Raw genomic sequence first — 13,278 nt, 5'->3', positions numbered from 1 at the left:
TAATTGAAAGGAGGCACATTTTAGATGGCTCGTAATACAAACACACGCAAACGCCGTGTCAGAAAACAAGTAGAAACTGGTATTGCACATATCCGTTCTACATTTAACAACACAATTGTAACGATTACTGATGAAAAAGGAAATGCTGTATCTTGGAGCTCTGCAGGTGCACTAGGTTTCAAAGGTTCACGTAAATCTACTCCTTTTGCAGCTCAAATGGCAGCTGAAACTGCAGCTAAAACAGCAGTTGAAAATGGTATGAAAAGTCTCGAAGTAACCGTTAAAGGACCAGGAGCAGGACGTGAAGCAGCAATTCGTTCCCTTCAGGCAGCAGGCCTAGAAGTAACGGCAATTGTTGACGTAACACCGGTTCCTCATAATGGTTGTCGCCCACCAAAACGTCGTCGTGTATAATTCACTGTAGTTCGGTTATTTAAGGGCTGATTCGTTAGCTTTTTGGATAACATCGTATAGATTTTGTCACCCTGTCTATACTGGGTTATAATGGTAAAATTATACTCTGCACGTTTTATTAACGATAGATAGGTATGTACAAAGGAAAGACAGGTAGTGCAAGATTGCACGGGCTGCCTACTTGAGGAATTTCGGTTAGACGATCTGTGTCTAGCCGGGGTTTTGACGTTTTTAAGGAGGGTTTTATTGAATGATTGAAATTGAGAAACCAAAGATTGAAACGGTTGAAATTAGTGATGATGCTACATTTGGAAAATTCGTAGTTGAACCTCTTGAGCGTGGATATGGTGCCACTCTTGGAAACTCCTTGCGTCGTATTTTGCTGTCCTCACTTCCGGGTGCTGCTATTACTTCAGTTCAGATTGACGGAGCATTGCATGAATTTTCCACGGTTGATGGCGTGGTTGAGGATGTAACAACGATCATTTTGAATTTAAAAAAGCTCGCACTTAAAATCTACTCTGATGAACCAAAAACATTAGAATTAGATATCCAGGGTAAAGCTAATGTGACTGCTGCAGATTTAACTTATGACAGTGATGTCGAAGTAATGAATCCAGATCTTCACATTGCAACGGTTAACGGTAAAGGTCGCTTGTATATGAAGATGACTGCTGAACGCGGTCGCGGCTATCGCCCGGCTGAGGAAAATAAACATGAAGAACAACCAATTGGAGTCATTCCGGTAGATTCGATTTTCACACCAGTAGAACGTGTAACCTACCAAGTGGAAAATACACGTGTTGGGCAAGTTGTAGACTTTGATAAATTAACATTCGAAGTTTCAACAGACGGAAGTATCCGCCCGGAAGAAGCTATTTCTTTAGGTGCAAAGATTATTTCTGAACATCTGAACATCTTTATCGGACTGACAGATGAAGCTCAGAATGTCGAAATCATGGTTGAAAAAGAAGAAGACCAAAAAGAAAAAGTAATGGAAATGACGATTGAAGAACTTGATCTTTCTGTAAGATCATATAACTGCTTGAAGCGTGCTGGGATCAATACTGTTCAGGAACTAACAACGAAGACTGAAGAGGACATGATGAAAGTACGTAACTTAGGTCGTAAATCATTAGATGAAGTAAAACAAAAGCTTGCTGATCTTAGTTTAGGTTTACGAAATGACGATTAAAGCAGTCACCTTGAGATTTTGGAAAAAGGAGGGATAGTCCATGACTAGAAAGTTAGGACGTACCACAGATCATCGTATGGCACTACTTCGTAACCTTGCATCTGATTTAATTATTCATGAACGCCTGGAAGTAACAGAAGCAAAAGCGAAAGAGCTTAGATCTGTAGTGGATAAAATGATTACACTCGGAAAACGTGGCGATCTTCATGCACGTCGCCAGGCAGCAGCTTTTCTTTACAATAAAGAAACTGCAGAAGACAACTCAGTAATTCAAAAGCTTTTCGATGATGTTGCAAAACGTTATGAAGACAGACAAGGCGGCTATACGCGCGTACTTAAACTAGGTGAGCGCCAAGGTGATGGAGCGCCCATGGCAATCATTGAATTAGTTTAATCAAAAAACGGCAAGGGCAGGACGATATCTCTCCACAGAGGTGAATCCAAGCCCTTTTTTGTTTTATACTCAACTTCATCAAGAATTCCCAGTCAATGAAGTCTGTGACGTTTTCATTCAGCGTAAGTGCAACGTTCTCTGGAGGTCCGCAGTCCAGACACCCCTCGCTTTCCGCGGGCGGCTGGTGAGCCTCCTCGTGGGCAAGCCCACTGTGGGGTCTCACCAAGCCTGTCCTCCCGCAGGAGTCTCGAGGTGTCTGGACTGCTCCCAGGGAAGGCCTGATCTGGAGCACTATTTATTATTCTTCGATTAGAACATTCATCATAGTTAGTGGGATAGTCTCTCCAATAATGAGAAAAACGCTCTCTACCAGTTCAGTTACCCAGAGGACGGTGACTCCTACGGGAATAGCACGAGTCCGAAGACCCCGCAGGAAGTGCTTTTCTTCCGAGGAGGCTGAGGCCGTGCCCGTGGAAAGCATCCGTTCTCTGGGCAACTGAACGGCAATCAGGACGCTATAAAAGGAAACGAGCAAAACACTTACGCTGAATGAAAGCATTCAATGGTTTTTAAATTTTGCTATTGCTGCTGTTTCTGGCTGCGAAGGTTTTAAAGATAGGGTTTGTTATCAATGCCCGTATGAAGCTTGTATCATGTTGGTAGGGTGTTGAGGACGCTCCTCAACGACCGACTGGATTCTGTTTTTGGAGTATCGGTCGTTGATGAGGCTTTTCAACTCCCTAATGGCTGTTATTTTATGTGTCTTCGTTGTTGATAGATCTTCTCAGTGCCCAATAGCTTCTGTTTCTTCTGTTTGGGTAGCTGATAGGATTGCTTGAAATAGATGCGAACTATTATCCTTATAATAAATTTAAAACGGGATTACAATTAGCAGAGAAGAGTGGAGTACCTTTCTTCGTGAAAATCTTTGACAGGGGATTTAGATACTGATTCTCCGTCTAGATTGAGATATACTAATACATAGAATAGAAAGGTCCGCATTTGGAGCGGAGGAGGCTGATAAGATGAGGAAGGCATTGATTGAGTTTCGGAATGTGTCGTTTCGCTATGAGGAGAACTCACCTTGGGTTTTGAAAAACTTATCGTTTACAATTTATGAAAATGAATTTGTTGCGATTATCGGACATAACGGTTCAGGTAAATCAACTATCGCAAAACTAGTGAATGGCCTACTATTTCCCCAACAAGGGGAGATTTTAATAAATGGTATTACCGTGAATGAAGAAACGATTTGGGATATCAGGCGGGAAATTGGGATGGTATTCCAAAATCCGGATAACCAGTTTGTTGGTGCAACGGTACAGGATGATGTAGCGTTCGGAATGGAAAACCGGGGTATTCCTCGGGAAGAGATGATTAAAAGAATTGAAGAAACACTTCAAGCTGTTCGGATGTCGGATTATCGTCTTACAGAACCGCATCGACTTTCTGGTGGCCAGAAACAACGAATCGCCATTGCGAGTGTATTGGCGATTTCACCTAAAGTGCTGATCTTAGATGAGGCGACGGCCATGCTTGATCCAAAAGGAAGAAAAGAAATCATGGATACTGTTTCGGAGTTGAGTGAACAACGCGGACTCTCGCTTATTACGATTACCCATGATCTTGCAGAAGTTGTTCAGGCGGAACGGGTTATTGTCATGAATCAGGGTGAGATATGGGCAGAAGCGACGCCGAGGGAGATTTTTTCAAAGCGTAAAGAGCTGAGAGAAATCGGGCTTGATGTCCCATTTGTCGCCATATTGGCAGAGGAATTAAAACAAGTCGATGTAAAACTTACGAAAGAACCATTAAATCAAGAGGAACTACTGGAGGAACTATGGACATTACATTCAAGAACGTGACATATATCTATCAACGTAATTCACCCTTTGAGCATAAAGCGGTCGATGACTTGTCATTCCATATTCCATCTGGCTCATTTGTAGCAATTATTGGCCATACGGGTTCAGGTAAGTCGACCTTAATCCAGCATCTGAATGGACTATCTGCCCCAAGTGAAGGGGAAGTGCACATCGGTGATTTCAAGCTGACCAACGAGGAAAAACCGAAAAACATGAAAGAACTGCGGAGTCGGGTCGGAGTGGTGTTCCAGTACCCGGAACACCAGCTATTTGAAGAGACCGTCGCAAAGGATATTGCTTTTGGACCGGAAAACTTTGGCGTCCAGCAAGAAGAAATTGAGAAACGGACGAGGCAAGTTATCCGCCAGGTGCATCTACCGGAAGAGCTGCTGGAACGCTCCCCCTTCGATTTGAGTGGGGGGCAGAAACGACGAGTTGCAATAGCTGGCGTATTGGCAATTCAGCCGGAAGTGCTCGTGCTTGATGAACCGACTGCAGGCCTTGATCCCCGAGGGCAGAAAGAAATTATGGACATGTTTTATGAATTGCATAAGCAGGAAGGCCTGACAACGATTCTCGTCACTCACAGTATGGAGGATGCCTTGAAGTATGCGGATCATATCCTGATTTTAAACAAGGGAAAGAAGTTTATGGAAGGAACCCCCGTTGACGTGTTTAGTCAAAAGGAAGCACTCCAGAGTGTCCAGCTGGATGTTCCGGAAGTCGTGGAGTTTCTGATTAAGTTCGAGAAAAAAATCGGCAAACCGATTCCATTCCATAATCAGTCGATGAAAGAACTTGCAGAAGAGATCCAGCAAGTTGTAAAAGGAGTGGATTTTCATGAGTAACTCCTTAATCATCGGTCAATATGTTCCAGGGAATTCACTCATTCACCGTTTAGATCCCCGAACGAAAATAACAATTATCTTTTTCTTTGTCTTTATCGTCTTTTTTGCAAATAATGTGCCGAGCTATGGGATTTTAATTGTATTTGCTTTAACTGCGATGTTTACGAGTAAGGTACCAATTCGTTTTATTATGAAAGGTCTAATGCCGGTTTGGTTTCTGATCGTTTTCACCTTTATTCTCCATCTGTTTGTCACGAAAGAGGGGACAGTCGTTTTTGAATTGGGGATTTTCAAGTTTTATTCGGGAGGAATTATTCAAGGGTTCGCTATCTCAATCCGTTTCTTTCTCTTGATCCTTGTTACTTCTTTATTAACATTAACGACGACGCCGATTGAGATTACGGACGGAATTGAGGATATGTTACATCCATTGAAGCGATTTAAATTCCCTGTGCATGAACTCGCGTTGATGATGTCGATTTCTTTACGCTTCATTCCGACACTGATGCAGGAAACGGATAAAATATCAAAAGCGCAAGCCTCTCGTGGGGTTGACTTCCGCACGGGACCGTTAAAAGAGCGGGTGAAAGCAATTGTCCCGTTACTTGTGCCCTTGTTCATCAGTGCATTTAAACGGGCTGAGGAGCTGGCAATGGCAATGGAAGCCCGGGGCTACCAGGGTGGGGATAATCGAACGAAATTAAGAGAATTAAAAGTTACAAAGCTCGATATAATGGGTTATATCGTCTTTATCCTCGTGGTAGCTACTCTATTTGTAACAAGAATGTATGGGTGAGGGTTGCAAGATGAGACGAATAAAATGCACGCTAGCCTATGATGGCTCGGGATTCTTTGGCTTTCAAATCCAGCCGGATAAGCGAACGGTGGCAGGTGAACTGGAGAAAAGCTTACAGAAAATGCATAAGGGACAAACCATTCGCATCCATGGTTCAGGTCGTACGGATACTGGTGTTCATGCGAAAGGGCAAGTCATCCATTTTGATTCCCCGCTTCAGTTGCCTGTGGAAAATTGGAAAAAAGCCTTAAACGCACTGCTCCCGGAAGACATTTATATAACGAAGGTGGAAATCGTCACAGATGCCTTCCACGCGCGTTTTGACGCTATAGCTAAGGAATATCATTACTTCGTGCGAACGGCGCCAGAACGGGACGTATTTAGCCGGAATTATACCTATCACTTTCCGCACGCACTCGACGTCGACAAAATCAAGGAAGCATGCACCTATTTCGAGGGAACGCATGATTTTACTACATTTTCTTCGGTGAAAACAAGTGTCAAAGGAAACAAAGTTCGTACGCTATATACTGTAAGCTGTGAAACGAAGGAGTCTGGTCTTCGCTTCATATTTCATGGGGATGGTTTCCTGTATAATATGGTTCGTATAATTGCCGGCTTCCTTCTCGATGTTGGTCAAGGAAAATGGGAACCAGAGGAAATACCAGGTTTAATCGCGGCAAAAGACCGCAGTAAAATAGGCAAAACAATCGGTCCAGAAGGTTTATATTTAATGCGGGTAGTTTATCCCGATGCAATCGTTCGTAAAACTTCTGCTGAATGAGGTTTCTTTTATAGAAAAATCAAGAGAAACCTTGACAAACCTACCCATTATGTTATATTATGATTTATGGCATTTTATTTCTAAACCATGATTAGCCCCGGAATCTAATTATGTTTTAAGAAACTTAAAATACAAAATATGAAACGGATTTTATATATATGGAGGGAAATCTATCATGCGCACAACATTCATGGCAAATGAAGCGAACATTGAACGCAAATGGCTTGTTGTTGATGCAGAAGGCAAACGTCTAGGTCGTCTTGCGAGTGAAGTTGCTACTATCCTTCGTGGAAAGCATAAACCAACTTATACTCCGCATGCAGATACAGGAGACTATGTCATCGTCATCAATGCAGAGAAAATCGAATTAACTGGGAACAAAGAGAACGACAAAATGTATTACCGTCATTCTAATCATCCAGGTGGACTGAAAGAGCGTAACGCAGCAGATTTACGTGCTAAGCACCCTGAACGTATGATCGAGCTTGCAGTAAAAGGTATGCTGCCAAAAGGTCCATTAGGAAGCAAAATGGGTAAAAAATTACATGTTGTTGCAGGTCCAGAGCATAAATATCAAGCACAAAAACCAGAAGTATACGAGCTTCGTGGGTAATCAAAGGAGGTAAATTCATTGGCACAAGTACAATACTACGGCACAGGACGTCGTAAAAAATCAACTGCACGTGTACGTTTAGTACCAGGTTCAGGTAATATCACAATCAATGGTCGTGAAGCAAGAGAATATTTCCCATATGAAACACAGCTTCTTATTCTAAACCAGCCATTAGTTGCAACAGAAACAGAAGGAACATATGACATTCTAGTTAATGTTCACGGTGGTGGATTCACTGGTCAAGCTGGTGCAATTCGTCATGGAATTTCTCGTGCGCTATTACAAGCCGATCCAGAATATCGTGCTTCATTAAAACGTGAAGGTTACTTGACTCGTGACCCTAGAATGAAAGAGCGTAAGAAGTATGGACTTAAAGGCGCACGTCGTGCACCACAGTTCTCAAAACGTTAATCTTAATAAAAACATTGATATATCAACGTTTACAGGCTATCTTACCAAAAGTGAGATAGCCTGTTTTTGATTGGGGAAAAGTTAGTGAATGTAATTTTTTTGAGAAAGTTGAGCCTTTCGCTTATGATCTGTTTTTATCCTTATTGGTTTGGGCATGTGCGGTTCGTGCCTGGAATTTTTATCTCGTCCGTCACTTTCTTCTGTGCTTTCGGTATCTTTGTTCAAGTAACTCGCCAAAAGTTTATTCAAGTTACCGTCTGCATCTTCTATGACATGCAAATATACATCGCTGTACTAACCCGTGCTTGTCCTGATCTTATTTGTATATCTTTCATTCTCGCACCAGAAGTAAAAAGCATTGATGTGTGTGTGTCTCAATCCATGTAATTTGATGTTATTCACCTTAAAATTTTTACAGGCATAATAAAGCCGATCATTTAGATAGGCTAAACGCATTGGTTTTAAATCGCTTGGCCGAGGGAATAAAAATTTTTCGACTTTTGGATTCCCGTGTTCTTCATGTAATAGTTGATTTAATTTCTTCAATTTTATTAAAACCTCGAAAGTTTCTTCATCCAAACTAATCGCTCGAATACTATTTTTAGTTTTTGGTCGTAAGAGTCGATGGACTCCATCAATCCGTATCAAATTTTTAGTAATATGCAACTCCTTCTTTTCCTCGCATAAATCAGTTTCAAGCAATGCGCCCAATTCACCTTTACGGATTCCAGTATATAGCAAGGTTCGAAACATGGCGAACTCCCGGCAAGGAAATTCCTGTTCTGAACGTTCTAGGAAGTAGTTGACTGTTTCATGATCCCAAAACTCCACTCTTTGGTCCTCATCTGAACTGCTATATCCGTAATTTGTTCATCTAAAATTAAATACAGTAATTTAAGAGTGCGAAAATATTAATTATAGCACTCTGTTTTTTTATGTTACTAAACAGAACTACTACTTGCTGGTTAAAATCGGACATTGTTAATTCACAAGTTTATTTAAATAACCCCTCCTAATAAAGAAAAAGCTTATTATAAACAGCAGTAAAAATATACCTAAGCCCATTGCTGTTAGTTGATAAAATACCAATGAGATATGGTTATGCATGCCGAGCAACGTTGCAAATAAAATAAAAGCTGCTATTGTAAAAGGGATAAAAATTAAGGTAGCCAGCTCTTTTGTTACAACAGATGTTAATTCTTTAATGGAATAACCAACTTTTCTAATGCCTGAAAATTTTTCTCTTTCCCGTTCAAGCGATGTTTGGAGGTAAAAATAAAGAATACTCATTGCTGCGCTCATAAAAATCAGACTAAGCATAAAACCAATGAAGAACATAATGCTTTTTACAAACTTCTCTGCTTCATATAATTCAATTTTCGAAGCCATTAAGCGTATATCCGGTTCTGTAGTAATTTTTGATAAAATCGTTTTAGCCACATGGACCTTGTTTGTCCAATCATCCAATTCATAAGCAAATATTTTATAATCTGGATACTCAATTGTTTCATATACTTCATCAGGAACGATATAATATACATTTTGCAACTGGGATGTTAAAATATTTCTTTTTTCTATACCCGTAAATTCAAGGTTTCCAAATGGGTAATCATGAATGGACTCTTTGTCAGGGGAAACACCTTCTTGACCAGCTGCAACAAAATACTCATTATCGTTTAGCGTTATAGGCTTATGCTGGCCAAGTTGATTGAAATTCGAAACGGACATAAAAGCAATCCTACGATCTTCATCCGTTTTAAAGCCAGAATAGTATGCTTCATAATTACCTGCTCTATCTAAGGACTCTTCTATAAATGCTATATCTTTCCGAGCTTCTGATTCGTTACCGGGGTAAGAAGTATATTGGAAACTATAAGGATATAACCCTTCTGTTTTTTCCTCTACGCTGTAGTAAGAGCTGTATAGTACGCTTGTACTTATAAAGGCACCTAATAGTAAGACGGTTAATAAATAAATGATATGGGCATGTGAACGCCCATTTGCCTTTAAGTTAGAAACAAAAAGCATATTAGTTTTTCTAAAATACGATGGATGCTTTTGCCATAAACGAATGGCTAATAACATTCCTTGTGTGACTGTAAAGTAAATGGCTAATAACAGACTAATAAATAACGCAATGTAAGAAATAATTCCAGAGGGATCCACCCAATTCAATTCCTTCATCATGGAAAAGAGCAAGAACACACTAACGATGATGGATAGGATTAATTTAATTGGTGCAGGTTTAATCAGCTTTTCTTGTGTAATATCTGCTTTTAATAGTTGAACAATTTCTTCATTTTTAATCATACGTGTCATTAGTTTAGTAACAATTAAGAATAACAGAGAAAATAAAACAATTGTTATTAGGATGGCTTGAATTGGGACATACATGTCAAAGATTTCCGCACGTAAGATCTTTTTGGCAACCATTAAAAATAAAGGTGCAATAATAAGCCCACACACAATAGCTGTGATAATTGCTACACCAGCAATGATCATATTTTCTCTAAAAACTATTTTGCGGATTTGCTTCATGGAAGCACCCACCATCATAAAGGTTCCTAGCGTTTTCGTTTTCTTTTTCAAAAAAGCGAATAACGAATAGATGATAAAGACAATAGAAAAAATATAAATAAAGAAGCTAGCTAGTACCATTGTTACTCCTAGTGTACTTGTTGTATCCAATTCCGACATCATTGGATGAAAAGCTGTAATTGAAAACATTAAAAAAACTAATATAGAAAACACACTGCTTAAAAAGTAGGAAATGTATGTCGACTTATCCCGTAAAATATTTTGAACAACAATATGATTAAAATTCATGCTGCCCACCACCTAGAAATGTGAGTGTGTCCATAATTTCTTGGTAAAATTGCTGTTTGTTTTTGCCTCGATGTATCTCGTTATAGAGAATACCGTCTTGTATAAAGATGACACGCCCCGCAAAACTGGCAACGTATGCATCATGTGTCACCATTAAAATGGCTGTATTAAAGGTTTTATTTATCGATTCAAATAATGTCATTACACCATTCACAGATTTAGAATCCAAGTTTCCAGTCGGTTCATCTGCTAATAATAATGTTGGATTATGAATAACCGCCCTTGCAATCGCCACACGTTGCTTCTGTCCACCAGAAATTTCAAACGTTCGCTTTTTTAATATTTCCTCAATCCCTAAAAATTCAACGACTTTCTCTAAACTCTGTTTCATTTCTTTCTCTGTTACGGAATCAAGTGTTAAAGGTAGTAATATATTCTCCTCTACTGTCAATGTGTGGACAAGGTTAAAGTCCTGAAATACAAAGCCTAATTCTGTACGTCGAAACCTTGCTAATTCATCATCATTTAATTTATACGGATCTTTTGAATTGATTATGATTGAACCATTCGAAGGGCGATCGATGGTGGAAATGCAATTAAGGAAGGTCGTTTTTCCACTGCCAGACGGGCCCATCACCGCAACAAATTCTTTCTCCCCTAAATGAAAATCGATGCCTTTTAATGCTTTATATGTGATTTCTCCCGTATATTCTTTTTGTAGTTGCTTTACATTTAAAATTGTATCTGTCATTACGGTTTCACTCCTTGGTGTTCTTTGATACATAGTATAAACAAACCGCTCTCCCCATAAAATCTTTGAACATGACAGCAATATGACAAAATTGTCATATTCAAAAACGGCTACCTTATTTGGCAGCCGTCATACTTCCGGAAAAATCAATCATAAAGATCGTTTCATTATGAGCAGAGGATAACTTATATGGATGATGCAGTGTAGAAAGTATTTTCTTAACTAAATATAGTCCGATACCAGTCGCTTCACCTTGGATGCGTCCCTTTGTTCCAGTGTAAAACAATTCAAACACACGGTTAATTTCACTTTCTGGTATCGCTTCGCCTTTGTTCTTGATCGATAACTGACTATTTTCATAACGAATGAGAACGAAGGATTTTTTTTCACCATATTTGACTGCATTACTTAATAGCTGGTAGATAACAATCTTAAGCCATTTACGATCAGAATAAATTAAGATATTTTCTTCAATTGTACTTTTGGGGTATACTTCCATCTCAATAAAGTAATCTTTTAAATCGTTAGCTACTTCTTGGACTAAACTTTTTAAGGATATCGGTTCAATCTTTAGATCAGCTAATAATTGGGATGATCGGCTATAAGTTAATAGTTGATTTAAAGAGAAATTCACTTTATCGCATTCTTTTTTTACCTTTTGCCATTCTAGGAATAAATTGGGTTCCCTTACTTGATTTGTTTGTATAAGTAATTGAATGACAGAAAGCGGTGTTTTCATTTGGTGAACAGTTTGGGAAATCATTAGTTGCTGTTCATGTAGGAAATCTTTGTGTTCATCCTCTTTTGAAAGAAAAAGGGACTGAATTAACTGCATTTGATTTGCATATGCCTTTTCAACCGGGGCTTGGGGATGGTGAATCAAAAAATCATCTGCTCCTATTCCCTTTCTATTCAAACGTTCATACATTTTTTTGCGTCGAATATATCGAAATAAAAGAAGAATGGCTAATAAAATGATAGCTAAAAAGATAAAGTAGGCATAATGATTGCTCAAGTCATCAAGTCGATGAATAACAATCGGCAAACAAATCATCGTTATAATGTAAAGAGCTATAAAGCTTAAATGATCACGTAAAAAAAGCTTCATAAGCTTTGCTCCGTTAATTGATAGCCAACCCCTCGGATAGTTGTTATTACCAATGATGAATGAATAGCTTCTAACCTTTTGCGTAATCGAACAATATTGACTGTTAGTGTATTTTCTTCGACGAATGTCTCATCATCCCATATGGCTGCCAGCAGCTGCTGTCTCGTCACAACATTCGGGAATGCTTCAAAAAGGACAGAACATAACTGAAGTTCCTTTATTGTCAATGTTGTCTCGTGTTCGGGTGTAAATAGTCGAATAGTATCCAAATTTAAAGTTGTATTTCCCTCTTTCAACATTCGAGTTTGCGAATCCTTCGCATATTCTCCATATACTCGACGAATTTGTCCATTTATTTTTGCTAGAACTACATCCATTAAAAAAGGTTTTGTTATGAAGTCATCTGCCCCATTTTCGATACCATACACTTGATCTAACTCACTCATACGAGCAGAAAGTATCATAATGGGACAATTAGATACTTGCCTAATTTTTCGAGACCAATAATAGCCATCAAAGGCGGGAAGATTAATATCCATTATAACAAGGTGCGGTTGGAATTCTTGGAAAGTATCAAGTACTCTTTCAAAATCCTCTACAATATAGCAATCATAATTATATTTTTCAAAATGATTCTTTAATGTATTCGCAATATTCACTTCATCTTCAACGATTAATAGTTTATACATTGCATCCTCCTGTGTATTGGTGACGAATGATCTCGCTTATTTTCTATTTTTGATCTACCATTTCAATATGATTATAGAGAAAGTTCTTTTTTTATTTCTAACAATCATTGAATTTCATATTGTCTATTTATTTTTTCATTTCATCTTCAAGGTTCGATAGAATGTTTTAAGCAATCTGAATAGAATATTTTCTATATTTTTTTGATGTTTATTCTAAAGCGGATTGATTACGACCAAGAAACAACAATATAATTTCATTATTTTCCATTTCTCCACTCCTTTCTTTGATATTTAGCACTCAATTTTAAAGTAGGAATCTAACTGGAAGTGTTGTAGATTTTTAATATAATTTTAGTTCATCGAATGAATTTCATAATTCCTAGCCCTTGTCTCCCAACAAGTTCAAGAGACGAAAAAAGAAGTACCTCCCCAAATCATGTATAATGGTAATGGACCAACAAAACCATAAAAAGACTGAAGGAGTGCTTCTTATGACCATTATACGACAACCAAGCCTATTTGGCATCCAAGAATTATACAACATGGAACCTACCCAAAAGTACGAAGCGATTATTTCTACGATA

Annotated in this window: 14 protein-coding genes; 9 read left to right on the top strand and 5 right to left on the bottom strand. The window is 38.7% G+C overall.

Annotated features, from left to right (window positions below; translation table 11 throughout):
- The first annotated feature begins 24 nt into the window (after positions 1 to 24).
- The 9 genes from rpsK (at position 25) to rpsI (ending at position 7,320) form a co-directional block, all read left to right on the top strand.
- The gene (gene rpsK, locus GN217_RS13805) at positions 25 to 414 is read left to right on the top strand and encodes a 30S ribosomal protein S11 (RefSeq protein ID WP_156857247.1); all 390 of its coding nucleotides are present in this window, start codon (positions 25 to 27) and stop codon (positions 412 to 414) included.
- 250 nt (positions 415 to 664) lie between these two features.
- Positions 665 to 1,609, top strand: coding sequence for a DNA-directed RNA polymerase subunit alpha (locus GN217_RS13800; RefSeq protein ID WP_156857246.1), 945 nt, complete (start codon positions 665 to 667; stop codon positions 1,607 to 1,609).
- A gap of 40 nt (positions 1,610 to 1,649) precedes the next feature.
- A complete protein-coding gene (rplQ, locus tag GN217_RS13795) occupies positions 1,650 to 2,003 on the top strand; it encodes a 50S ribosomal protein L17 (protein WP_156857245.1) in 354 nt (117 codons plus the stop codon).
- Positions 2,004 to 3,028: 1,025 nt separating this feature from the next.
- Positions 3,029 to 3,868 carry an energy-coupling factor ABC transporter ATP-binding protein gene (locus GN217_RS13790; protein WP_156857244.1) on the top strand — a complete coding sequence of 280 codons (840 nt, stop codon included), beginning with the start codon at positions 3,029 to 3,031 and terminating at the stop codon, positions 3,866 to 3,868.
- Complete coding sequence (locus GN217_RS13785) at positions 3,844 to 4,716, top strand: energy-coupling factor ABC transporter ATP-binding protein (protein WP_156857243.1); 873 nt, start codon at positions 3,844 to 3,846, stop codon at positions 4,714 to 4,716. Before GN217_RS13790 ends, GN217_RS13785 begins: the two co-directional genes overlap by 25 nt.
- A complete protein-coding gene (locus GN217_RS13780; protein ID WP_156857242.1) occupies positions 4,709 to 5,512 on the top strand; it encodes an energy-coupling factor transporter transmembrane component T family protein in 804 nt (267 codons plus the stop codon). Before GN217_RS13785 ends, GN217_RS13780 begins: the two co-directional genes overlap by 8 nt.
- A gap of 10 nt (positions 5,513 to 5,522) precedes the next feature.
- Positions 5,523 to 6,296: a tRNA pseudouridine(38-40) synthase TruA gene (truA, locus tag GN217_RS13775; RefSeq protein WP_156857241.1), complete on the top strand. Its 774-nt coding sequence runs from the start codon at positions 5,523 to 5,525 to the stop codon at positions 6,294 to 6,296.
- Between the two features lie 175 nt (positions 6,297 to 6,471).
- Positions 6,472 to 6,909, top strand: a complete 438-nt coding sequence (rplM, locus tag GN217_RS13770; RefSeq protein WP_156857240.1) for a 50S ribosomal protein L13 — start codon at positions 6,472 to 6,474, stop codon at positions 6,907 to 6,909.
- Positions 6,910 to 6,927: 18 nt separating this feature from the next.
- On the top strand, positions 6,928 to 7,320 hold the full coding sequence (gene rpsI, locus GN217_RS13765; protein WP_156857239.1) for a 30S ribosomal protein S9: 393 nt from the start codon (positions 6,928 to 6,930) through the stop codon (positions 7,318 to 7,320).
- Positions 7,321 to 7,614: 294 nt separating this feature from the next.
- On the opposite strand, the gene GN217_RS13760 is transcribed toward rpsI, so the two are convergent.
- From GN217_RS13760 to GN217_RS13740, 5 genes are all read right to left on the bottom strand, one after another.
- Positions 7,615 to 8,151, bottom strand: coding sequence for a tyrosine-type recombinase/integrase (locus GN217_RS13760; RefSeq protein ID WP_156857238.1), 537 nt, complete (start codon positions 8,149 to 8,151; stop codon positions 7,615 to 7,617).
- A 150-nt stretch (positions 8,152 to 8,301) separates the two neighbouring features.
- Positions 8,302 to 10,146: an FtsX-like permease family protein gene (locus GN217_RS13755; RefSeq protein ID WP_156857237.1), complete on the bottom strand. Its 1,845-nt coding sequence runs from the start codon at positions 10,144 to 10,146 to the stop codon at positions 8,302 to 8,304.
- Positions 10,136 to 10,897: an ABC transporter ATP-binding protein gene (locus GN217_RS13750; protein WP_156857236.1), complete on the bottom strand. Its 762-nt coding sequence runs from the start codon at positions 10,895 to 10,897 to the stop codon at positions 10,136 to 10,138. Before GN217_RS13750 ends, GN217_RS13755 begins: the two co-directional genes overlap by 11 nt.
- A gap of 115 nt (positions 10,898 to 11,012) precedes the next feature.
- Complete coding sequence (locus GN217_RS13745) at positions 11,013 to 12,005, bottom strand: sensor histidine kinase (protein WP_156857235.1); 993 nt, start codon at positions 12,003 to 12,005, stop codon at positions 11,013 to 11,015.
- Entirely contained in the window at positions 12,002 to 12,694 is a 693-nt protein-coding gene (locus GN217_RS13740) for a response regulator transcription factor (RefSeq protein ID WP_156857234.1), read from the bottom strand. The genes GN217_RS13745 and GN217_RS13740 overlap by 4 nt, the downstream gene beginning before the upstream one ends.
- Positions 12,695 to 13,278: the final 584 nt, after the last annotated feature.

This window comes from Oceanobacillus sp. AG (genome assembly GCF_009746545.1).
Lineage (GTDB): Bacteria > Bacillota > Bacilli > Bacillales > Amphibacillaceae > Oceanobacillus > Oceanobacillus indicireducens.
The sequence above is the reverse complement of the archived record's forward strand: the minus strand, read 5'-3'. Positions and strand labels throughout refer to the sequence as shown.

Coding starts and splice junctions, on each gene's coding strand:
- rpsK (WP_156857247.1), top strand. CDS start 25: ATGGCTCGTAATACAAACACACGCAAACGCCGTGTCAGAAAACAAGTA.
- GN217_RS13800 (WP_156857246.1), top strand. CDS start 665: ATGATTGAAATTGAGAAACCAAAGATTGAAACGGTTGAAATTAGTGAT.
- rplQ (WP_156857245.1), top strand. CDS start 1,650: ATGACTAGAAAGTTAGGACGTACCACAGATCATCGTATGGCACTACTT.
- GN217_RS13790 (WP_156857244.1), top strand. CDS start 3,029: ATGAGGAAGGCATTGATTGAGTTTCGGAATGTGTCGTTTCGCTATGAG.
- GN217_RS13785 (WP_156857243.1), top strand. CDS start 3,844: ATGGACATTACATTCAAGAACGTGACATATATCTATCAACGTAATTCA.
- GN217_RS13780 (WP_156857242.1), top strand. CDS start 4,709: ATGAGTAACTCCTTAATCATCGGTCAATATGTTCCAGGGAATTCACTC.
- truA (WP_156857241.1), top strand. CDS start 5,523: ATGAGACGAATAAAATGCACGCTAGCCTATGATGGCTCGGGATTCTTT.
- rplM (WP_156857240.1), top strand. CDS start 6,472: ATGCGCACAACATTCATGGCAAATGAAGCGAACATTGAACGCAAATGG.
- GN217_RS13755 (WP_156857237.1), bottom strand. CDS start 10,146: ATGAATTTTAATCATATTGTTGTTCAAAATATTTTACGGGATAAGTCG.
- GN217_RS13750 (WP_156857236.1), bottom strand. CDS start 10,897: ATGACAGATACAATTTTAAATGTAAAGCAACTACAAAAAGAATATACG.
- GN217_RS13745 (WP_156857235.1), bottom strand. CDS start 12,005: ATGAAGCTTTTTTTACGTGATCATTTAAGCTTTATAGCTCTTTACATT.
- GN217_RS13740 (WP_156857234.1), bottom strand. CDS start 12,694: ATGTATAAACTATTAATCGTTGAAGATGAAGTGAATATTGCGAATACA.